The organism is Skermanella mucosa (assembly GCF_016765655.2).
Lineage (GTDB): Bacteria > Pseudomonadota > Alphaproteobacteria > Azospirillales > Azospirillaceae > Skermanella > Skermanella mucosa.
In genome coordinates, this window is record NZ_CP086106.1 from 5,046,259 (window position 1) to 5,066,784 (window position 20,526).

The window sequence follows — 20,526 nt, forward strand, 5'->3', positions numbered from 1 at the left end:
ATGTCCTCCACCCCGGGTTCCACCCCGCCGGGACGGCGGCAGCAGAAGCCGGTCACCGCCCAATACCTGGAGAACGCGGCGCTCTACTATCTCCAGCGTTTCGCCAGCTCGTCGGCCAACCTTCGCCGGGTCCTGATGGGCAAGGTGGAACGGTCGGCGCGTGCCCATGGGACCGACCGGGCCGAGGGCGCCGCCCTGGTCGAGGCGCTGATCGAGCGTTACCAGCGCAGCGGGCTGCTGGATGACAAGGCCTATGCCGAGATGAAGGCGACCAGCCTGCACCGGCGCGGCACCTCGACGCGGGCGATCCGCGAGAAGCTGTCGCTGAAAGGCGTCGGCGGCGACGAGATCGCGGCCGCTCTGGAAAGCGTCGACGAGGAAACCCCCGGCGATACCGAGCTGGCGGCGGCGGTGGCGCTGGCCCGGCGGCGGCGGCTCGGCCCGTTCCGCCGGACCGGCCGCGAGGAACACCGGGACAAGGACATGGCGGCGCTGGGCCGCGCCGGCTTCGGCTACCAGATCGCCCGAAAGGTTGTGGATGCGGAAGATCCCGATGCCATTCAGACGGAAGATTAAGGTATAACCTGTTTTTAGAATAATTTTATTATTGCGCCGCAACCGATAAGTTCTATCGTAAGGGGTGCGGCGACCGGAGTTCCGGACGTCCGTGCCGGCCACGGACCGGCGATCGACCGACGACGGAAGCGACGACGAAGGTGCCGGCACGATGTCCACAGCCCGCGGGGGGTCCATGGCCCGCGAAGACGGCATTCCCACCGACATGCCGTCGGACGTTCGCGTGGTCGTGGCGGAGGATGACCGGGGCACCCGCCTGGTCCTGCGCGGCTTGCTGAGGTCGCTCGGCGTCCGGGACTTCGCGGAATGCGCCAACGGGGCGGAGGCCTTCGTGCAGATCCAGCGCTCCGCGCCGGACATCCTGATCTCCGACTGGGAAATGCCGGAGGTCTCGGGTATCGCCCTGACGCGGCTGGTACGCAACCATCCCGACAGCCCCAATCCCCTGATGCCGGTGATCATGCTGACCAGCCACAGCAACCACCAGTTGGTCGAACGGGCGCGCGACGCCGGGGTGACCGCCTTCCTGGCGAAGCCGGTATCGCGCAAGGCGCTGGCCGCCCGACTGGAGGCGGCGGTCCACCGGTCGCGCTGCTACGTGCTGACCCGCCGGTTCTTCGGCCCCGACCGCCGCCGCGCCCAGGCCGGGGCGGCATCGGCGGCGAAGCCGCTCGCGGTTGGCCAATTTCCGGGCCAGCCTCCGGGCCAGCCTCCTGAGGGAAGGAGCCAGCCGCCGAACGCCGACCTGGACGCGGCGGGCGACGCTTTCCTGATCGATCCGGCGCCGCTGGCCGCCGCGGCCGGCATGCCGCCGGGGCTGGTGCGGCCGTCGCCGCTGTCCCGGGCGATCCTCACCCGCGTGCGCGCCAAGCGGATCGACCTGGTGGCCGCCGACCGGAGCCGGCTTGAGATCGTCCGCGACGGCCTGCTGAAGAGCGGCAACCCGGAGCGGCTGGCCGCCGTGCTGATCGACACCGTGGACCAGATCCGCCAGAGCGTCGGCCTCAGCCACCCTCTGGTGCAGCGGGTCTGGTCCTCCCTGGCGGCGATCCGCGACCGGGTGGACCCTGCCGACGTCCGCTCGCTCGACATCCTGCACCTGCATGCCCACACGATCGAACGCCTGCTGGATTTGGCCGGCCAGCCGGACCGCCGCCTCGCGGAGACGACGGTGGCCGAACTGGAAACGGCGGTCGCCAAGCTGTTCCCCCCGCTGCGGGCATGAGGGCGCGGACTTGGGATTCAGGCGGAACGGCGCCGGTCGACCCCGCCGGGGTGGCGGACTTGGAAGCGGCGGTAGGTCTCCACCATCGGGCCGCAACGGCCGGCATCGCCGCGGCGCATCGCGCGGGCCAGGTTGTCTCGCATCATCTGCCGGATTGCCGGCGGCCCCCAGGGCCGGTCGAGAAGCGTGTGGCCCTTGGCAAGGGCGATCACGAATCCCAGCCGCTCGTGGCGGGAGATTTCCTCTACCTCTTCGGGTAACAGATCGGTGAATGCGATACAGTCGTTGAGCGTCAGCACTGGTGCCTCCCATGGATTGGCGGGAGAGGCGATTGGTCGGCGGGGCATGCTGCCAACGAACATCCGGCAGGTTTATATCCGGTCAGTGGCGGACATGCCGGGAACGGTCAACCGCGGGCGGTCCCTTGTTGCTATTCCCCGGATGCGGGGCGGCTCCATGTTCTTGGTTCATTATCCGGCCCTGCTGGCCGATGCCGTCCTACACCATAAGTAGGCACCCGAATGGGCACGACTTTCCACAATCGGCTCGAACATGCGTCAACTTGTCGCGATCCCCTGCCGCAGGCCGGGCCATGACGGATAGGCCGGCCCAGGGCGATCGCTTCGTCGTGCAGCGGGCTGCCGGCAAGAAGTGGGAAACCCTGACGGTCCACGGCAGCCAGGGCGAGGGCTCGGCCGCCTTCGCCGCCGCCGTGCAGGCGGCTCCCCGGTCGTTCCTGCGGCTGATCCGGCTGCGTGCCGATCCGGAGGCGCGCGGCGAGGTCTATGACTGGACGCTGGTCAGCCTGCACGATCCCCGCCGCGACGCGGTCCCGCCGGCCCGGAAGAGGAAGCCCGCGAAGTCCGGGGGCACCGAGCGGGTCCGTGCCCCTGTCAGGCTCTACGTCCTGCTGTTCCTGGCCGGGGCCGCGCTCGTCCTGCTGTGGCTTCTGGCGGGCGGGCGGCCCCGGTAGGGCGACCTTTCGGGCTTCCTACTTCTTGACCAGCGGGCACTGGCTCTGGGCCAGCGGCAGGTAGGCCTCGGCGCCGGGAATGGTCCGAACGATCTCGTAATAGTCCCACGGCTTCTTGCTGTCCGACGGGGCCTTGACCCGCGCCAGGTACATGTCGTGGACCATCCGGCCGTCTTCGCGCACATCCCCGTTGCGGGCGAACATGTCCTTGATCGGCAGTTCCTTCATCTTGGCCGCGACCACCTTGCCCTCGTCGGTGCCGGCCGCGTCGATCGCCTTGAGATAGTGCATGACCGAGGAATAGACGCCCGCCTGGACCATGTTGGGCATGCGGTTCATGCGCTCGAAATAGCGCTGCGACCAGGCCCGCGCCTCGTCGTCCATGTCCCAGTAGAAGCCCGTCGTCAGCACCAGCCCCTGAGCCGTCTCCAGCCCGAGGGAGTGGACGTCGCTGAGCACCAGCAGCAGGCCGGCAAGCTGCTGGCCGCCCTGGACGATGCCGAACTCCGCCGCCTGCTTGATCGCGGTCGTGGTGTCCGTCCCGGCGTTGGCGAGCCCGACCACCTGGGCGCCCGACCCCTGCGCCTGGAGCAGGAAGGAGGAGAAGTCGGCCGTGTTCAGGGGATGGCGGACGGCGCCCAGCACCTCGCCGCCGGCCGCCTTGACGACCTCGCCGACATCCTTCTCCAGCGCATAGCCGAAGGCGTAGTCCGCGGTCAGGAAATACCAGGTCTTGCCGCCCTCCTGGACCACCGCCTTGCCGGTGCCGTTGGCCAGCGCCACGGTGTCGTAAGCCCAGTGGAAGCCGGTCGGCGAGCAGGCGTCGCCGGTCAGGCGCGAGGTCGCGGCCCCCGAGGTCAGGGTGACCCGGCCGGTCTGCTTGCCGATCTCCTGGACCGCCAGCGCCACCGACGAGGTGGTCAGGTCGGCGATGGCATCGACATTCTCGCGGTCGAACCACTGGCGCGCGATGTTGGAGCCGATGTCCGGCTTGTTCTGGTGATCGGCCGACAGGATCTCGATCGGCTTGCCCAGCACCTTGCCGCCGAAATCCGCGACCGCCATCTCGGCCGCGACCACCGAGCCGCGCCCGCCGAAATCGGCGTAGAGGCCGGACTGGTCGTTCAGCACGCCGATCCTGACCGTATCCGCCGAAACCTGGGCTCCCGCCTGCCCCGCCGACAGCGCCACGGCGCCCGCCGCGAGCGCCCCGGCAAGCACCCGCGACAGCGTCTTGTTCGTTGACTTCATTTGGTTTCCTCCCGTCTTCGACTCCGTTCCTTGAAGACCGGGCAGGCTTTGGTGTCAACTGATCCTTGGGAGAAATCGTCAGGGCAGCGGATTGTCGTGGAGGCGAACGGCCCGGCGGAGCGGTTCCTCCGCGGCGGCGAGCGCCGCGTCGATGCGTTCCGCCAGGGCGGAAGCCGCCGCCCCGTCGCCCGCGTGGCAGACGTCGAGCAGGTGGTGCGCGATCGCCTGGACGGTGACCGCGCCGACATTGCTCGACGAGCCCTTCAGGGTGTGGGCCTCTTTGCCCGCTGCGGCGAGGTCGCCCCTGGCCAGCGCCGCCCGGATGCCGGATGCCGCCTCCCGCCCCGCTTCCAGGAACAGGTCGATCAGGTCGGAAACCGTGTCCCAACCCATGGCGTCGGCCAAGTCGGCCAGGCGTTCCGCATCCACCAGATGGTCCGCCGGACCGGGTTCGGCGGCGGGAACGGAACGTGCCGCCCAGTGCTCCAGCTTCTCGTTGACCAGCTTGCGGTTGATCGGCTTGGTCACGAAATCGACCATGCCGCAGGCGCGCCACTCCTCGCCCTGGAGCAGTTCCGCATCCGCCGTCATGGCGATCACCGGGGCGGAGCCCGCCGGCGGCGGCAGGGCGCGGATCGCGCGGGTCGCGGCGAAGCCGTCCATCTCCGGCATCTGGATGTCCATCAGGATCGCGTGGTAGGGCCGGCGCAACGCCGCCTCCACGGCCTCCCGCCCGTTGACCGCCACGTCGATGCGGCGCCCCTCCTCCTTCAGCAGGCCGGCCAGGATGCGCCGGCTGATCGGGTCGTCCTCGACCACCAGGATCGCGGTTTCGGGACCGGCCTCGATCCCGGCGGAAGCCGGCGGCGGAACCGGGATCTGGGCCGGGAGTTGGGCCGGCGGCGCGGGCGGCTCCGCGCCGCCTCCGCCGCGCCGGTGCCCCCAATAGCCGATGGCGTTGGCGAGCTTGCGGCGGTCCACCGGCTTGGGCAGGTAATCGTCCATGCCGGCCGCAAGGCACTTCTGCGGGTCACCCTCCATCGCGTTGGCGGTCATGGCGATGATCGGCACCTCGGCCCGGCCGCCCTTCAGCCTGCGGATCGCCGCGGTCGCCTCGTACCCGTCCATCTCCGGCATCTGGACGTCCATCAGGACCAGATCATAGGGCAGGTTGCAGATCGCCTCGACCGCCTCGCGGCCGTTGGCGGCGATATCGACGCGATGCCCCAGCCGGGTGATCAGCCCGGTGGCGACCTGCTGGTTCACCTGGTTGTCCTCGGCCACCAGGATGCGCAGCCGCCGGGCCGGCGCCGCCGCCTCGGCCGGGACCTCCGCCGGATCGGCCCCCTCCGGCGCGGCGCCGCCCAGCAGTTCGGCCAGCCGGGTCAGCAGGGTGGTGTGCCGCAGCGGCTTGTGCAGGAGGGCGTCGACCTCGACCCCGACCAGTTCGTCCTTCAGGCTGCCGACGCCCGACGACGAACACAGGGCGACCTTGAGGCCGCGCAGCCTGGGATCGGCGCGCAGGATCGCCAGCAGGTCGATGCCGGACATTTCCGGCATGTTGTGGTCGAGCAGGACGGCGTCGAGCGGCTGCCCGGCCCGGCTGGCCTGGCGCAGGATCGTCAGTCCCTCGGCGGCCGAGACGGCGGTGCGGGTCTCGACGCCCCAGGGGGCGAGCTGGCGCGCCATGATGTCCCGGTTGACCGCGGTGTCGTCCACGATCAGCACCTGCCGCCCCGCCAGCACCGACCAGTCGGCCTGCCGGGCGGCGGGGGCCTGCCCGGTACGCGGCAGCGGCAGCTCGAACCAGAAGGTGGAGCCCCGGCCGACCGTGCTCTCCACCCCGATCGTGCCGCCCATCAGGTCGACCAGCCGCTTGGAGATCACCAGCCCCAGTCCGGTTCCCCCGTACCGCCGCGACGTCGTCGAATCGACCTGCGAGAAATGGCGGAACAGGCGGCCCATGGCTTCGGGCGGGATGCCGATGCCGGTGTCGTCCACCACGAAGCGCACCCCGGCGACCTCGCCGGTGTCGTCGGCACCGGGATCCGCGAGGTCGATGACCTGGAGCGAGACGACGCCCTTCTCCGTGAACTTGACCGCGTTGCCGACCAGGTTCAGCAGGATCTGCCGCAGCCGGCCGGGATCGCCGCGCACCAGCTTGTGGAGCCGGGGCGGGACGAAGCTGACGATCTCGATGCCCTTGGACAAGGCCCGAGGGGCGAGCAGCTCGACCACCGCCTCCGCCTCGTCGAGGATGGAGAACTCGGTCTCCTCCAGTTCCAGGTGGCCGGCCTCGATCTTGGAGAAGTCCAGGATGTCGTTGATGATGGCGAGCAGCGCCTCGCCGCTCTCACGGATCGTCTCCGCGTAATAGCGCTGGTCGCCGGTCAGTGCGGTGTCCAGCAGCAGGCCGGTCATGCCGATGACCCCGTTCATCGGGGTGCGGATCTCGTGGCTCATGGCGGCCAGGAACTCCGACTTGGCATGGTCGGCGGCTTCCGCCCTGTCCTTGGCCTCGACCAGCTCGCGCGCGATGCGGCGGCGCTCCGTCACGTCCACATAGATGCCGACGGTGCCGCCGTCGGGCGTTCGGCGCTCGGTGCTCTCGATCGAGACGCCGTTGGCGAAATGATGCAGGAACGGCATGCCGTCGGCCCGGCGATGGGCGCGCGACCGGCTCTCCAGCCATTCCGCCGCCCGTTCGGGCGGGCGGTCGGCGTAGTGGCCGCTGGCCGCCGCGGCTTCCAGCGCCTCGGCGAAGGGCAGCCCGGGCCGGAGGAGGTCGGCGACCGGCGCGAACATCCTTCTATATTCCTGGTTGCACAGCACCAGCCGGTCGTCGGCGTCGAACAGCACCAGCCCCTCCGAGATGCTGGCGATGGCGGCGGCCAGCTTGGCCTCGGCCTCGGTCACCCGCTGCTCCGCCTCGACCGAGGCGGTGATGTCGGTCGCGGTGCCGCGGTATCCGGCGAAGCTCCCGCCGTCGTCGAACAGCGGCGTCCCGCTGATGCTGATGGTCCGGACCGTGCCGCCCGCGTCGCGGAACGCTCCGGTCAGTCCGCGGAACGCCCGGTGCGCCTCCAGGTCGGCGAACCGGCCGGCATCCGCCGCCATCGGCTCGCCGGCCCCCATCAGCTCGCCAAGGGTGCGGCCGACCGACAGTTCGGCCTCCGGCCCCAGCACCGCCTCGAAATTGCCGAGGAACCGGGTGAAGCGCAGGTCTGCGCCCATCTCCCAGAACCAGTCCGAGGCCGAAGCGGCGAAATGGCGGAAGCTGCGCTCGCTCTCGCGGATCTCCCGCTCTGCCTCCTTGCGGAGCGTGATGTCCCGGATCACGCCGATGAATTTGCGGCCTTCCGCAAGCGTGATCTCGGCCACCGCCAGCTCGATCGGGAAGATCTCGCCGGACCGCCGCCTGGCCACCGCCTCCCGCTGCCGGCCGATGATCCGCGCCCTGCCGGAGTCGCGGTAGGCCGCGACCTGGCCGTCATGGGGTGCCGCGTCGGCCGGCGCCATCAGCAGGGTCAGGTTCCGGCCGCGCAGCTCGTGCTCGGCATAGCCGAACATGGATTCGATCGCGCGGTTGACGCTCTCGATCATGCCCCGGTCGTCGGCTGTGACGATCCCTTCCCCGACATTGTCCAGGATGGTGCGGGCGACCGCCTCCCCCTCCGCGCGGATGCGGCGGTTGACGGCCTCAAGCTCCTCCTCCATCAGGCGGGTGCTTCGCTCGATCCGGGCACGCTCCTGGTCCGCCTCGGTATAGGCGGCGTCCACCATCTCCAACAGGGCCGCCATGTCGGGCTGGCCGTCGGGCCGTCCGCGTGCCGCCCGCTTGAGCTGGCGCTCCAGCAGCCGGTGCAGGCTCATCTTTCGCCGATGGTGGTGATCGTCATGGTCTGGTTGTGCAGCTCGCAGGCGCCGGTGCGGGCCTGGGGCGAGATCTCGCCGTAGGAGTAGAAGCCGAGGGTGCGGGCACCCCCGCCCAGGATCTCCGCGGCGCTTTCGACCTCCTCGGCGACCCGCTGGCCCAGCACCAGCTTGCGGCCGATGCAGGACACCAGGATCGCCAGATGGGTCCCCTCGGGTGCTGCGGCCATGCCGGCGGCCTCGCCGGCGCCGTCGATCAGCTTCTCGAAGCTGGCCCGCATCAATTGGGCAACGCTGCCCTCGGGCACGTCGCCCGCGAAGACCATGGTGTTCGTCGCGTCGTCCGTTCCGACCACCGTGCGGACCACCTCGCCGCCGTCGGGGCGGACGATGCGCAGCGGGAACAGCAGCGCCGAGCCGGGAAGCTCCGGCACCAGGTCGCCGAGATAGCGCTTGTAAAGGTCGAGCGCCGGCTGGTTGTCCAGGGTGTGGAGCACGTTGCCGGCGGAACCGGTGATCCGGCGTTCCGGCCCGAAGGGCTGCCAGCCGCCATAGCTGCCGTGGCCGACGGCGACCGCGTCGCCGTACAGGCCGATGGCGGCGACCCGCCCGGGCCGCGGCTGGTCCCCGGCGCCGACATGGGTGACCTTGAAATCGGCGCCGTCGCCGGCAAGGCCGCCGGTGATCGTGACATCGGCGCCCAGCACCTCCTGCAGGCCGCGGATCAGGTCGCTGCCGTTGATCCGCGTGCCGTCGGACAGGATGAACAGGGCGCGCAGGCCGTCCCCCGGCAGTTCGGCGGCGAGGCGGCGGCCGACGGCGCGCGACTCGTCCTCCCCGATCTCGACCTTGGCGATCCGGACCGGCGTCGCGTCGAACGAGACCGCGGAGGCGACGACGGAGCCGTCGAACACCTCTTCCCCGATGATCTCGCCGCCGGTCGAGCATCCGACCAGGGGTGCTCCGGGAAACCGCTCCGCGAGTTCGGCGAGGCGATCCGTCAGGTCGGGGACGCCGGGTGCGAAGAAGTAGAGGACGAAGTCCGCCCGGGACAGGTCGTCGGAAGGCCCGAAGTCCTCCCACCCCTGCCCCGGCGTCCAGGCAAGCTGTTTGACGCGCATATCCCGCAACTCCGGTGAACGGCCGCGGGCATCGGCGCCGACGGCATTGACCAACGGTCACAAGGATTACCCGCATGCGTCGCGTTTATCCACATATCCTTTCCGAAACGGGAAGCACCGTCCGATCAGTGCAATCCTTAGGTTGCTCATCGAGCCCGGAGCGCCTGGGGCGGAGATCCGGCGGGAGCGGGCAACTCCGCCGCCGCCGACACCTGGCCGTCGTTGCGGATGTGGATCGTGCGCTGCGGGAACGGGATCTCGATATTCAGCTCGTCGAACCGGCGCTTCATGCGGCGGTTGAACTCGCGCCCGACGGTCCATTGCTGGATCGGGCGGGTCTTGATCCGGGCCTTGATGATGACGGCGTTGTCGCGGAAGGCGTCCACGCCCAGGATCTCGATCGGCTCCAGGATCAGCCGGCCGAACTGCGGCGTCGCCTGCAGTTCGGCGCCCAGGTCCTTGATCACGCCGATCACCCGGTCGGCATCCTCGCCGTAGCCGATGCCGATGTCCATGACGTAGTAGGAGAAGTCCTTGGTCAGGTTCAGCACCGAGTTGACTTGGCTGAACGGGATCGAATGGACGCCGCCGGCCTGGTCGCGCAGCTTGATCGTGCGGATCGTGATCGCCTCGACCAGTCCGCTGTGGCCGCCGCCCACGTCCACCACGTCGCCGACCGAGATCGTGTCCTCGAACAGGATGAACAGGCCGGTGATGACGTCCTTGACCAGCGTCTGGGAGCCGAAGCCGATCGCCAGGCCGATGACGCCGGCACCGGCCAGCAGCGGGGCGATATTGACGCCGATCTCCGACAGGGTGACCAGGGCCACCACCGTGATCAGAACCACCATGACGGCGTTCCGCAGCAAGGGCAGCAGGGTGCGGACCCGGGCGCTGCGTTCGATCCGGGTGCCGTAGCGGTCGGTCCCGGTCAGGTAATGCTCGATCAGGTTGCTGGTGACCTCCCACGCGATGGCGGCGAGGATCAGGACGACTCCGATCGAGACGGCGCCCGAGCTGATGCGCTGGCCGATCGGCGACTCCAGCCAGGCGAAGCTGTCGACGCCCCAGGCGTTGAGCAGGGCCAGCAGGGCGAAGAACCAGACCACCGCCTTGATCACCCGCTGGAGGATCGGCAGGTAGCGGTTGGCGCGCTCCTCCAGGTGCGGGAACTGCAGCTTGACCTCGGGCGAGATCGAGAAGCCGCGGCGGATCAGGGCGTCGATCAGGTTCACCACGATGCGCGCCGCGATCAGCACCAGGATCGACAGGCCTGTGGCCCGCAACATGAACTCGAACCCGTCCTGCACGCTGAGCGCCCAGATCCCGTAGATCACCACCAGGTACAGGATCGCCAGGATGTGCCAGACATCGGCCAGCCGGCGCCGGGCGGCGCGGAACGCCCCGCTGCGGTTTCCGGCCGCGATCTCCTGGGCCTCGACGGAGCCGCCGCTCCCGCCGCCCAGCGGGCGGCCGCGCAGCCATTCGGCGACGTCGCGCCGGTTCTGCAGGATCAGGATCACCAGCATGCCGGTGATCACCAGCCCGACCAGCTTCAGCAGCGCCCCGTAGGAGCCGCTGGGCAGGCCCAGCATGTAGGCCGCTTCCGAGATGAAGTAGCCGTAGACCGCGGTATAGGCGAGGCGCCGGGCCCAGATATAGCCGTAGTGGGCCGATTCGTCTCCGATGGGGAGCATCCGCAGGTTCGGCGCGGTGGGCTCCAGCACGCCGCGGGTCAGCGCCAGGACCAGCTGGATCAGGATGGTGGCGTTGATCACGATCAGGGCGACCAGCCGCACCACCAACGGCGGATCGGTGACGGAGAGGGTGCCGTACCCGGCGACGGCGAAGACGCCGATCGGCACCAGCTCGAGGATGGTGCGCAGGACCACCAGCGGCAGGCGGGACAGGACGCGCTCGCTCCGCCGGTTCTCGATCGACAGCCGGGCGCGGCGCAGCAGGCGCGACATGGCGGCGCTGGCCAGGAACCCGACGCCGACCGCCAGGATGAGCTGGAGCCCGACCTGGATCCAGCGGTCGCGGCGCATCTCGTCGGTCGCCTGCCCCTGGAGCCATTCCACCGTGTCCGGCAGGTCGGCGAACACCGCGCCGATGGCGATCATCTGCCGGCTGAGCCGCCCGACCCGCTCCGACATGAATTCGAGCACCCGCGAGCTGGGCGGCTCGACCTCCTCCGGCCCGGTCTGCTGCTGGGTCTGCAACAGGGTGCGGAGCTGGGCGGTCAGGCGTTCGCGGGCGGCGGGGTCCTCCAGGGTGGCCAGCAGATCCTGGATCTGCCGGGTGGGGTCCTCCGGCTCGGCGGCGGGTGCCGCGGGCGCGGAGGCCCCCGGCAGCGCCGCGGAGGGAACCTGGGCGGAGGCGGGCGTGCCGCACAGCAGCAGGGCCAGCAGGGGCAGGACCATCAGAAGGCCGAGCACCGACCGGCCGAAGTTACGGTCGATCATCATCCGTTCGCTTGATCCGTGATTTCGGGAAAACGCGACGTTAACGCGGGCGGCCACGGCAAGCCACCCGGCGGGGTGTGTCTTTGTCGAGCCAAAAACCCGCCACGCCGCGATTCGTTGCGACGGTGGAAAAATCGGATGAGGTAGATTGATCGGGCTCAGTCGGTCGGCGGCCGGAAACTGACGTAGCGGGCGCGGATCGCGTCGATCGAGCCGTCCTCGCGCATCGAGGCCAGCGCCTCGTCGAAGCGCTCGACGAGACCGGCGGCGCCCGCCCGGCTGCGGGCGATCGCGAGGCGGAACTCGGTCCGCCTGATGGGGAACTCCAGGAAGGCGGACGGGGCGACGCCGCTCTCCTGGGCGGTCAGCAGGACAGGGTCGGTGAAGGTCACCAGGACGACCCTGCCCTGCGCCCGGACGACCAGGGTCAGGGCTGACGCGATGCTGGGAACGTCCTCGATCTCGACGCCGGCGGCAACGAGGCTGTCCTGCACCGGGTCGCCATGGATGGCGATGACCCTCAGCCGCCCCGGCCCGTCAAGCTGGAGGGCCGCGATGGCCGGAAAGCTGTCGAGCGGCGGGCCGGAATAGCCGGTCCCGACGAAGGCGCTGACCGAAGCCTCCAGCAGGCTTTCCGAAAGCACGAAGTCCCGGGCATCCCGGCCGAAACCGCCCCAGATGACGGTGGCGAACGCCCGCCCGTTGCGCACGGTATGCTCGGCGCGGGACGCCGGCATGTAGGTGTACCGGGCGGATCGGCCATCGCGCCGGAAAGCCTCGGACAGGATGTCGGTGACGAGGCCTTGCGGACGGTCGGGCGGCATCCCTTCGACGATGAAGGGAGGCAGCGGCGCCAGCACGATGTTGACCAGATCCAATGCCGCTGCCGGCTCCGGCAGCGGCATCAGGACCGGGAGACACAGCAGGAGCACGAGTCGCAGCAGCTTGAATGACCGTGCCATCTTCTGCCTCCGGGGTTGATGGCCTCTCGCCTCATTCAATCCCAAGTGCGGAAGCTTGGCAACGACCGCCGCATCTCCGTGTGCCGCACTGCGGCATCAAGCGGCAGGCGGGCGCAATGTCAGATAGATCAGGCCGGAGGAGACGGCATCGGCCAGCGGACCGGGAGTCCCGCGCTCGGGCAGATCGAGGTCGCGCAGGATCGCGTCGAACCGGAGATCGGCCGTCGGCCGGCCGGCCGACGGCCGGTGATGATCGTAATAGAGGCCCGACACCTCGACCACGGGGTTGGGAGTCTGGACGCCGATCCGCGGCTTGACCAGCCGGTCTATCAGCGCCACCGCGAAGGTCAGGTAATATCCCACCAGCGGCCGCGCCCCGACGAAGCGCAGCAGTTCGAGCGCCGCCTGCTCCTGATCCGCACGCTCCTGAACCGAGGGGGCGGGATTTGGCGCCGACGTCCCGACCTTGAGGTGGAGCCGCCGGCTGGTCAGCAGGCGATTGCCGCGGATCGGGATCGCTACGACCTCCAGCAGATCGGCGCGCTCCGCGTCGAAGGAGCTGGCGCCCACCGCCAGGGCGACCGACTCGCCGCTGGTGTCCTCGTCGAACAGGAAGGCGTAGGCGGGATCGGTCAGGTGGCGGCGGTTGAGCGACTTGCGCAGGTCCGACAGCATGATCAGAACATCTTCAAGTGGAAGTGATAGGTGATGAATTCCTTGAACCGCTTGACGATCGACAGCGAATCCTTCAACAGGTCCCGCTCCAGCCGGTTCAGCTGGTCCGGCCGGATGAAGTTGTCGGTCTGGGTGCCGGTCTCGCCGGCCGCCAGCCGGAGCTTGAGGCGCAGCTCCAGCATCGCCAGCAGGGCCTCGGTCAGTTCGGTCGCCAGGGTCGCGTCGAACACGCCCAGCGTCTGGAGCGCCCGGATGCGGTCGATCGTGTTGCGCTCCTGCAGGCGCTTCTCCAGGGCCAGGCTGCGCACGCCATGGACGAGCGGGAAGATCCCGCCCTTCTTGATGTCCAGCTGCTCCCCCTTGAGGTGCGAGAACAACCCGATCGGCGTGTCGAAGCTGAGCGTCGGCCGCGCGAAATGGGAAAAGAACATGTCGTTGGCGGACAGCGTCTCGATCAGGTAGTCGCGCGCCTGGTCGAGCAGCGTGGCGTCGCCGGCCACGGGCGCCGCGTCGTAGAAGATCGCCAGGTTGAGCTGGGCCGCCTCGTCCGGATGGTAGACCCAGCCGTGGATCGCCGCCCGGTATCCGGCCAGCGGGCGGGTCCATTCCGGCGTGTTGACCATGATGCCGCCCGGACACTGGGGATAGCCGAACTCGATCAGCGACCGGGAGAACTCCGCCGTGATCCTTTCCAGGTCCGGGCAGGTATAGCCGTCGCGCAGGATCAGGCCGTTGTCCTGGTCGGTCTTCAGGATCTGCTCCCCGCGCCCCTCGCTGCCCATCACGATCAGGCAGGAATTCTCCAGCAGGTCGGGCGGGGCCAGCAGCTCGAACAGCTTGGCGAAGATCCGGCGGTTGAGCGCCGTGACCATCTCGGCGATGAACTGGACCTTGACGCCGTTGCCGTGCAGGGCCTGGATCAGCGTCGGGATCTCCGCGGAGGCGGCGCGCAGGTCCGCCAGGTCGGAGGCCCGCTCGACCCGGATCGCCACGATGTGGGAGTTGTTGGCCAGGAAGCCCAGCAGGTCGACCTGCTCCAGGATGCCGACGATGGCCTCCCCCTCGGTCACCACGACGCGGCGGATGCCGTGCTTGGTCATCACCACCAGGGCATTGAACAGGAAATCGTCGATGTCGAGCGAGATCATCGAATAGCTGGCGAGCGGCCCGACCGGCGAGGTCACGGGCGCCCCGTCCAGGATCACCGCGTCGCGCAGGTCGCGGTCGCTGAGGATGCCGACCCGCGCGGGCGTCCCGGCGTCCCCCGGCTCCTCCCGGACCAGCAGCGAGGTCGAGCGCGTGGCCTTCATGGCCGCGACCGCGTCGCGGGCGCTGCAGTCGGCGCCCACATAGGCGGCGGGGTGGATATAGGCCTGCCGGATGCGGGCCATCATGAACGAGGTCATCTCGCGGTTCGCCTGGCGCACCGCCAGGTCGCGCAGCCGGTCGATCATCTCCTGGTGGAACCAGGCGCCGAAGCCGGGGTTGGTCCGGGCCAGGTCCAGGAAGCTCTCCTGCGGCAGCAGCTGGCAGACGGTGTCCTCGCGCGCGACGAAGGTGCTGGTGCCGGCCGATCCCAGCAAGGCCTTGATGTCAAAGCTCTCGCCCGGACCGTAGGCGGCCAGCACCTCGGTCCCGCTCAGCTCCTGGACGAGGCCCTTGAGCACGACATGCAGGTGGCCGGACGCCTCCTCCCCGCGCAGGACAGCGGCGCCCTTGGGCCAGACGGCGATATCGGAGACCGCCATGACCTGGTCCCGTTCGGCGGGGGTCAGGCGGTCGAACGGCTCGATCGTGAAACTGAAGGCTTCGAACACGTCGGCGCACCTTCGGCGTTGGAGGTCGGAAAAACGGGGTCCAAGAAAAACGCCCCAAGGTTGGCAGCCTTGGGGCGTCTTGGCGAGAGCCTGCGTCACGGGGGAGCGTTCCCCCGCGACACCATGGCGCAGACTGCGGGGGGCGCAGACTGCCTGCACTCAGTGGGACGAAGCACCCTCGGCGCCCAGACCGGTCTGGGAGCGGATGTACTGCGCCTCGTAGGCGGCGGCCTCGTCGGCGGCGTTCTGGCTCTTGTCGATGATCGAGAAGAACCAGGTCCCGACGAAGGCCAGGGTGACCGAGAAGATCGCCGGGTTGTCGTAGCCGAACGGCGCGCTGCCCTTGGCGTTGCCCAGCACGCTCTCCCACACGGTCGGCCCCAGGATCACCATCACGGTGGCGCTGATCAGGCCCAGGAAGCCGCCGACCAGGGCGCCCTGCGTCGTCAGCTTGCTCCAGAACATCGACATCACGATGATCGGGAAGTTGGCCGAGGCCGCGATGGCGAAGGCGAGGCCCACCATGAAGGCGATGTTCTGCTGCTCGAAGGCGATGCCGAGCACCATGGCCAGGATGCCGAGGACCACGGTCGAGATCTTCGACACCCGGATCTCCTGCACCTCGTTGACCCGGCCGCGGCGGAACACCGAGGCGTAGAGGTCGTGCGACACGGCGGAAGCGCCGGCCAGCGTCAGGCCCGACACGACCGCGAGGATCGTGGCGAAGGCGACCGCCGAGATGAAGCCCATGAACAGGTCGCCGCCGACCGCCTTGGACAGATGGATGGCGCCCATGTTGGTGCCGCCGATCATGTCCTTCAGCTTGTCGTAGGAAACGCCGTCGGCGCCCAGCTTGAAGTAGCTCGGGTCCTTCATCAGCAGGACGATGGCGCCGAAGCCGATGATGAAGGTCAGGATGTAGAAGTAGCCGATGAAGCCGGTGGCGTAGAAGACCGACTTGCGGGCCTCCTTGGCGTCGGCGACGGTGAAGAAGCGCATCAGGATGTGCGGCAATCCCGCGGTGCCGAACATCAGCGCGATGCCCAGCGAGATCGCCGAGACCGGGTCCTTGACCAGGGTGCCGGGCTCCATGATCGCGATGCCCTTGGGGTGGATGTCCACCGCGGCCTGGAACAGCGCGCCGAAATTGAAGTTATAGGTCACCAGCACCATCAGCGCCATGAAGGACGCGCCGGACAGCAGCAGGACCGCCTTGATGATCTGCACCCAAGTGGTGGCGAGCATGCCGCCGAAAGTGACGTACATGACCATCAGCACGCCGACCAGGATGACGGCGTAGTTGTACTGCAGGCCGAACAGGAGCTGGATGAGCTTGCCGGCGCCGACCATCTGGGCGATCAGGTAGAGCGCCACGACGACCAGCGAGCCGGAGGCCGCCAGGGTGCGGATCGGGGTCTGCTGGAGGCGATAGGAGGCGACGTCGGCGAAGGTGTACTTGCCGAGGTTGCGCAGCTGCTCCGCGATCAGGAACAGGATGATCGGCCAGCCGACCAGGAAGCCGATGGAGTAGATCAGCCCGTCGAAGCCCGAGGTGTAGACCAGCGCCGAGATGCCGAGGAACGAGGCCGCCGACATGTAGTCGCCCGCGATCGCCAGGCCGTTCTGGAAGCCGGTGATACCGCCGCCGGCGGCGTAGAAGTCCTTGGCCGACTTGGTCTTGGACGCGGCCCAGTAGGTGATCCCCAGGGTTCCCGCCACGAAGGCCAGGAACATGACGATGGCGGTCCAGTTGGTCGCCGACTTCTGGACGGCGCCGCTGATCGCGTCGGCGGCGAACGCCGAGCCCGGAACGGCCAGGGCGGCCGCGGCGACAGCCGATGCCGCCGCGAATGCTGCGATGACGCGCTTCATTATTTCAGGTCCTCGATGATCTGCCGGTTCAGTTCGTCGAACTCGGAATTGGCGCGACGGACGTAGATACCGGTCAGCACGAAGGCCGACACGATGATCAGCGCGCCGAGCGGAATGCCGATGGTGATGACGCCGAAGACGGGCGTGCCCAGGGCCTTGGGAGCGAACGCCACCAGGAGGATGAAGCCGTAGTAGATTACCAGCATCACGATCGACAGGAACCAACCGTAAGCTGTGCGCTTCTGGGTCAGCTCCGCGAATTTGGGGTTGTTCCTGATTTTTGTTGTTAATTCTCGCTGCATCCGGGGGTCCCCTCGATTTGTCCGAGCACCATGTCAGAAATGAAGCTCTGCTTTTAGTCGCGGGATCGTACCGGAAGCTTCGCGCAATGGGACTGATCTGGATCAATTGTTAAATGTTGCGGCGCATTCGCCGAAGCACCGCTGCGCTGCGGTGGCGGCAAGGGTCCATCCGAGGTTTTCTTCGATGGCGGCACCCCTCCCCCGCGACCATCTCCGCGCCGGCGTGTTGATCTCCGGAATGTCACGGCCCGGAATGTCACGGCAGTGCGGTCCAGCCGGGGCAGGGCGAGAACAAGGAGATCCGATGACCGCCGACCATTGGACCTATGATTCGACCAATAGTCAGATGCCGGCATCCCGTAAGGCAAGAGGCCATGCGCTCAGGCGACTTATCCCGAGGGCTGCAGGTCACGGAAGCTCCGGCGGGATGTTTCTCCTCCATGACTCCATGCACAGCGGGGAAGAGCATGGTTACCAACGAATTCTTCGTAACCTCCCGGGTCGGCAAATGGTACGTGGACAACGGGACCGACAGTCACGGCCCTTACCTCAGCCGGCACGACGCGACGGCCGACGCGATCGAGGCGGCGGAGCAGGTCTCCGGCCGCAAGAAGCCGGCGGCTGTCCTGGTGAAGCTGCCGGGCTCCAACGCGTCGCTGGTCTGGACCTCGCGGCGCGGTCTGGAATCCGGGCCGGAAGCCAGGACCATGGAGACCGTGGCGGAGATGGGGCCGGAGATCTAGGCGGCCCCTCCGGGCGGGCGGGCGCGGCACCGGGCACCGCCTTTCCCGCTTGCGGTCGGACTTGAGCATGGCCCACCCCCCCAGGCAGGAAGCTCGACACCGATATCGGGAGGAGCCGTCCGAGGAAACCTGCCGCCTGTTCGATGATCTGCGGCGGGAACTGGTGATCGCCGGGCTGGAGCGTGAGCAGGCGCAGATCGAAGCCGAGGACCTGCGCGAACAAGCGACCCTGTATGTGCAGGCCTGCGCGACCCTGGAAGCCCGTCTCGAAGCCATGTCCGATCACCTGTGCCGGACCGAGCGGGCACTCGCCGAGATGCGGCGGCTTCGCGACGAGGATCGGACCTTCCGGCGCTCGCTGGAGCGGCAGTTGCTGGCCAGCCGCGTGGAAGCCGAGACCGCCGAGGAGGAATTCCGCGTCGCCTTGGAGGAACTGGACCAGTCGTCCCGCGAACTGGCCGAGAGCAACACCCGGCTGCGCGACCTGAACGAGACGCTCGAACGCCAGGTTGACCAGCGCACCGCCGACCTGAAGGCCGCGCTCGCCGATCGGGATGCCCTGATCCACGAGATCCACCATCAGACCCGCAACAATCTCCAGGTCATATCGAGCCTGCTCAATCTGCAAGCCTCGCGCCTGGAGGAGCCGAGCGCCCGGGAAGTGCGGAAGAGCTTCGGGCGGATCCAGACCATGAGCCTTGTTCACGGCCTGGTGTTCGACGACAGCAGCACCGCCGACTTGCCGATCGGGCCGCTCCTCGCCACGGTATGCGACAGGATGACGGCCGACCTGGGTCCCTTTCCCGGGATAGCCGTGCGGGTGACGGGCGGGACCGGGCTCGTTCCCCTGAAGGCCGCCGGGCAGCTTGCCCTGATCGTGTCCGAACTGGTCGCCAATGCGCTGACCCACGCCTATCCGCCCGGCGCAGGCGAAGCCGACCGGACCGGCACCGTCGAGATCGCCGTCAGCGGCGAACCCCGGGCGAAGGCCATCCGGGTTCGCGACAATGGCGTCGGCCTGGACGAAGGCGGTGCCGCGTCGCGCCGCGGCCTGGGCCTGCTGCTGGTCCATACCCTGGCGCGACAGGTCGGCGCGCGGCTACGCTTCGCGTCCGCCGCGGGGTCGGGCTCTCCCCTGCGGCCGTTACGCGGCACGGAGGTCGAAATCCAGCTGCCGCAGACGGATTGATGGCGGATGGATTGATGGCGGATGGATTGATGGCGGATGGATCGGTGATAGACTAGCGCCGGACGCTCACTCCGCCCCGCAGGAGCCATCCCTGTCCACCCTCGGCATCGTCATTCCCACCCTGAACGCCGAACGGCCCGGCACCGGGGGCCTGCGCCGGACGCTGGACGCGATCGGTCCGGCCGCGGCTGCCGCGGGATGGCCGATCCTGGTGTCCGACGGCGGCTCGACCGACGGCACTCCGGAGACGGCCCGGCGGCACGGCGCGCGGGTCGTCCGGGCGCCGCGCGGACGCGGTTCCCAGCTCGCCGCCGGCGCGGCGGCCCTGCTGGCGGACGGCGCGGCGGAATGGCTGTTCTTCCTGCACGCCGACAGCGTGCCCGACCCGTCCTGGGCCGACGAGGCGGCCCGATTCGCCGCGGCGCCGGAAAACCGCGAACGCGCCGGCTACGGGCGGTTCGCGCTGGACGACGGCGCGGCGCCGGCCCGCCGGATCGAGCGGCTGGTCGAGTGGCGGTGCCGCCGGTTCGGCCTGCCCTACGGCGACCAGGGCCTGCTGATTCATTGCGACCTGTACCGCGCGGCCGGCGGCTTCCCCGCCATCGCCCTGATGGAGGACGTCGCGATGGTACGCCGGATCGGCCGGCGCCGCCTGGTCCCCCTCCCCTTCGCCGTGACCACGTCGGCGGAACGCTACCGGCGCGGCGGTTATGTCCGCCGGCCGCTGCGCAACCTCGGCTGCCTCGCCCTGTATCTGGCGGGCCTGCCGCCCGACGCCGTCCGACGGCTCTACGGGTGAGCCCGCGATGACCCTCGGTCCCGCCCCGACCGCGCGCCACCTTGTGGTTTTCGCGCGGGAAGCCCGCCTCGGGCGCGGCAAGCGGCGCCTGGCCGCCCATGTCGGCCCGGTCGCCGCCGTGCATTTCCAGCGCACCGCCCTCCCCGCCCTGCTGCGCCGGCTCGGCCGGGACCCACGCTGGACCGTCTGGCTGGCCCTGACGCCCGACCACGCGCGCCTGCCGCCGGGATTGCCGAATCGGGTCCGCCCGCTCCCCCAGGGCACCGGCGGCCTGGGCGAGCGGATGCGCCGCCCGATGCGCCGCCCGCCCGTCGGCCTGCCGCCCGGCCCGGTGGTGGTGATCGGAAGCGACATCCCGGCGGTCCGGCCGGAACACGTCGCCGCCGCCTTCCGGTCGCTGGGGAACCGCGCCTTCATATTCGGGCCGGCGACGGACGGCGGCTATTGGCTGGTCGGCGCGCGCCGCCGGCCGGCCGAACCGCGCGATATCTTCGCCGGCGTCCGCTGGTCGGGTCCGCACGCGCTGTCCGACACGCTCGCCAACCTGCGCCCCGGCGAGGCGGGGCCGCCGCTGGACCTGCTGGAGGACGTGGACGATCCGGCCGCCTGGCGCCGCTGGCGTCGCGGCGCGGAAAATCGGGCGTTCACGCCGTTGTGAATGTTGATGCCCTATCACCGCGGGC

At 69.3% G+C, this 20,526-nt stretch carries 17 protein-coding genes; 7 read left to right on the forward strand and 10 right to left on the reverse strand.

The window, feature by feature from the left end; all coding sequences use genetic code 11:
• Together JL100_RS23485 and JL100_RS23490 are read left to right on the forward strand one after the other, a co-directional pair.
• On the forward strand, positions 1 to 576 hold the full coding sequence (locus JL100_RS23485) for a regulatory protein RecX (protein ID WP_202681913.1): 576 nt from the start codon (positions 1 to 3) through the stop codon (positions 574 to 576).
• A 175-nt stretch (positions 577 to 751) separates the two neighbouring features.
• A complete protein-coding gene (locus tag JL100_RS23490; protein WP_202681912.1) occupies positions 752 to 1,801 on the forward strand; it encodes a response regulator in 1,050 nt (349 codons plus the stop codon).
• 17 nt (positions 1,802 to 1,818) lie between these two features.
• Here JL100_RS23490 and JL100_RS23495 read toward each other — a convergent pair whose 3' ends face one another.
• A complete protein-coding gene (locus JL100_RS23495; protein WP_202681911.1) occupies positions 1,819 to 2,100 on the reverse strand; it encodes a hypothetical protein in 282 nt (93 codons plus the stop codon).
• Positions 2,101 to 2,393: 293 nt separating this feature from the next.
• Here JL100_RS23495 and JL100_RS23500 point away from each other — a divergent pair, with 293 nt between their 5' ends.
• A complete protein-coding gene (locus tag JL100_RS23500; protein ID WP_202681910.1) occupies positions 2,394 to 2,774 on the forward strand; it encodes a hypothetical protein in 381 nt (126 codons plus the stop codon).
• 18 nt (positions 2,775 to 2,792) lie between these two features.
• Here the strand turns inward: JL100_RS23500 and JL100_RS23505 are convergent, their stop codons facing one another.
• From JL100_RS23505 to JL100_RS23545, 9 genes are all read right to left on the reverse strand, one after another.
• Entirely contained in the window at positions 2,793 to 4,025 is a 1,233-nt protein-coding gene (locus JL100_RS23505) for an ABC transporter substrate-binding protein (RefSeq protein WP_202681909.1), read from the reverse strand.
• A gap of 78 nt (positions 4,026 to 4,103) precedes the next feature.
• Positions 4,104 to 7,898 (reverse strand): response regulator, encoded by a 3,795-nt coding sequence (locus tag JL100_RS23510; protein WP_202681908.1) that lies wholly within the window; start codon positions 7,896 to 7,898, stop codon positions 4,104 to 4,106.
• A complete protein-coding gene (locus JL100_RS23515; protein ID WP_202681907.1) occupies positions 7,895 to 9,019 on the reverse strand; it encodes an FIST signal transduction protein in 1,125 nt (374 codons plus the stop codon). Before JL100_RS23515 ends, JL100_RS23510 begins: the two co-directional genes overlap by 4 nt.
• A gap of 146 nt (positions 9,020 to 9,165) precedes the next feature.
• Positions 9,166 to 11,487 (reverse strand): mechanosensitive ion channel domain-containing protein, encoded by a 2,322-nt coding sequence (locus JL100_RS23520; protein WP_228420864.1) that lies wholly within the window; start codon positions 11,485 to 11,487, stop codon positions 9,166 to 9,168.
• A 155-nt stretch (positions 11,488 to 11,642) separates the two neighbouring features.
• The gene (locus tag JL100_RS23525; RefSeq protein ID WP_202681906.1) at positions 11,643 to 12,446 is read right to left on the reverse strand and encodes a substrate-binding periplasmic protein; all 804 of its coding nucleotides are present in this window, start codon (positions 12,444 to 12,446) and stop codon (positions 11,643 to 11,645) included.
• Positions 12,447 to 12,542: 96 nt separating this feature from the next.
• Positions 12,543 to 13,121 (reverse strand): 3'-5' exonuclease family protein, encoded by a 579-nt coding sequence (locus JL100_RS23530; protein WP_202681905.1) that lies wholly within the window; start codon positions 13,119 to 13,121, stop codon positions 12,543 to 12,545.
• A gap of 2 nt (positions 13,122 to 13,123) precedes the next feature.
• A complete protein-coding gene (locus JL100_RS23535; protein WP_228420865.1) occupies positions 13,124 to 14,938 on the reverse strand; it encodes a putative nucleotidyltransferase substrate binding domain-containing protein in 1,815 nt (604 codons plus the stop codon).
• Positions 14,939 to 15,097: 159 nt separating this feature from the next.
• Complete coding sequence (locus tag JL100_RS23540; RefSeq protein WP_202681904.1) at positions 15,098 to 16,810, reverse strand: cation acetate symporter; 1,713 nt, start codon at positions 16,808 to 16,810, stop codon at positions 15,098 to 15,100.
• Positions 16,810 to 17,112: a DUF485 domain-containing protein gene (locus tag JL100_RS23545; RefSeq protein ID WP_202681903.1), complete on the reverse strand. Its 303-nt coding sequence runs from the start codon at positions 17,110 to 17,112 to the stop codon at positions 16,810 to 16,812. Before JL100_RS23545 ends, JL100_RS23540 begins: the two co-directional genes overlap by 1 nt.
• Before the next feature lie 467 nt (positions 17,113 to 17,579).
• On the opposite strand from JL100_RS23545, the gene JL100_RS23550 reads away from it, so the two are divergent.
• The 4 genes from JL100_RS23550 to JL100_RS23565 all read left to right on the forward strand — a co-directional run bounded on the left by JL100_RS23550 (position 17,580) and on the right by JL100_RS23565 (position 20,501).
• Positions 17,580 to 17,855, forward strand: coding sequence for a hypothetical protein (locus JL100_RS23550; protein WP_202681902.1), 276 nt, complete (start codon positions 17,580 to 17,582; stop codon positions 17,853 to 17,855).
• A gap of 67 nt (positions 17,856 to 17,922) precedes the next feature.
• Positions 17,923 to 19,044, forward strand: coding sequence for a sensor histidine kinase (locus tag JL100_RS23555; protein ID WP_202681901.1), 1,122 nt, complete (start codon positions 17,923 to 17,925; stop codon positions 19,042 to 19,044).
• Positions 19,045 to 19,165: 121 nt separating this feature from the next.
• Entirely contained in the window at positions 19,166 to 19,843 is a 678-nt protein-coding gene (locus JL100_RS23560) for a glycosyltransferase (RefSeq protein WP_228421419.1), read from the forward strand.
• A 7-nt stretch (positions 19,844 to 19,850) separates the two neighbouring features.
• Positions 19,851 to 20,501 (forward strand): TIGR04282 family arsenosugar biosynthesis glycosyltransferase, encoded by a 651-nt coding sequence (locus JL100_RS23565; RefSeq protein ID WP_202681900.1) that lies wholly within the window; start codon positions 19,851 to 19,853, stop codon positions 20,499 to 20,501.
• Positions 20,502 to 20,526: the final 25 nt, after the last annotated feature.

Excerpts from the sequence above, each read along its gene's own strand:
- JL100_RS23485 (WP_202681913.1), top strand. The coding sequence starts at position 1 with ATGTCCTCCACCCCGGGTTCCACCCCGCCGGGACGGCGGCAGCAGAAG.
- JL100_RS23490 (WP_202681912.1), top strand. The coding sequence starts at position 752 with ATGGCCCGCGAAGACGGCATTCCCACCGACATGCCGTCGGACGTTCGC.
- JL100_RS23500 (WP_202681910.1), top strand. The coding sequence starts at position 2,394 with ATGACGGATAGGCCGGCCCAGGGCGATCGCTTCGTCGTGCAGCGGGCT.
- JL100_RS23505 (WP_202681909.1), bottom strand. The coding sequence starts at position 4,025 with ATGAAGTCAACGAACAAGACGCTGTCGCGGGTGCTTGCCGGGGCGCTC.
- JL100_RS23510 (WP_202681908.1), bottom strand. The coding sequence starts at position 7,898 with ATGAGCCTGCACCGGCTGCTGGAGCGCCAGCTCAAGCGGGCGGCACGC.
- JL100_RS23515 (WP_202681907.1), bottom strand. The coding sequence starts at position 9,019 with ATGCGCGTCAAACAGCTTGCCTGGACGCCGGGGCAGGGGTGGGAGGAC.
- JL100_RS23520 (WP_228420864.1), bottom strand. The coding sequence starts at position 11,487 with ATGATGATCGACCGTAACTTCGGCCGGTCGGTGCTCGGCCTTCTGATG.
- JL100_RS23525 (WP_202681906.1), bottom strand. The coding sequence starts at position 12,446 with ATGGCACGGTCATTCAAGCTGCTGCGACTCGTGCTCCTGCTGTGTCTC.
- JL100_RS23530 (WP_202681905.1), bottom strand. The coding sequence starts at position 13,121 with ATGCTGTCGGACCTGCGCAAGTCGCTCAACCGCCGCCACCTGACCGAT.
- JL100_RS23540 (WP_202681904.1), bottom strand. The coding sequence starts at position 16,810 with ATGAAGCGCGTCATCGCAGCATTCGCGGCGGCATCGGCTGTCGCCGCG.
- JL100_RS23545 (WP_202681903.1), bottom strand. The coding sequence starts at position 17,112 with ATGCAGCGAGAATTAACAACAAAAATCAGGAACAACCCCAAATTCGCG.
- JL100_RS23550 (WP_202681902.1), top strand. The coding sequence starts at position 17,580 with ATGGTTACCAACGAATTCTTCGTAACCTCCCGGGTCGGCAAATGGTAC.
- JL100_RS23555 (WP_202681901.1), top strand. The coding sequence starts at position 17,923 with ATGGCCCACCCCCCCAGGCAGGAAGCTCGACACCGATATCGGGAGGAG.
- JL100_RS23565 (WP_202681900.1), top strand. The coding sequence starts at position 19,851 with ATGACCCTCGGTCCCGCCCCGACCGCGCGCCACCTTGTGGTTTTCGCG.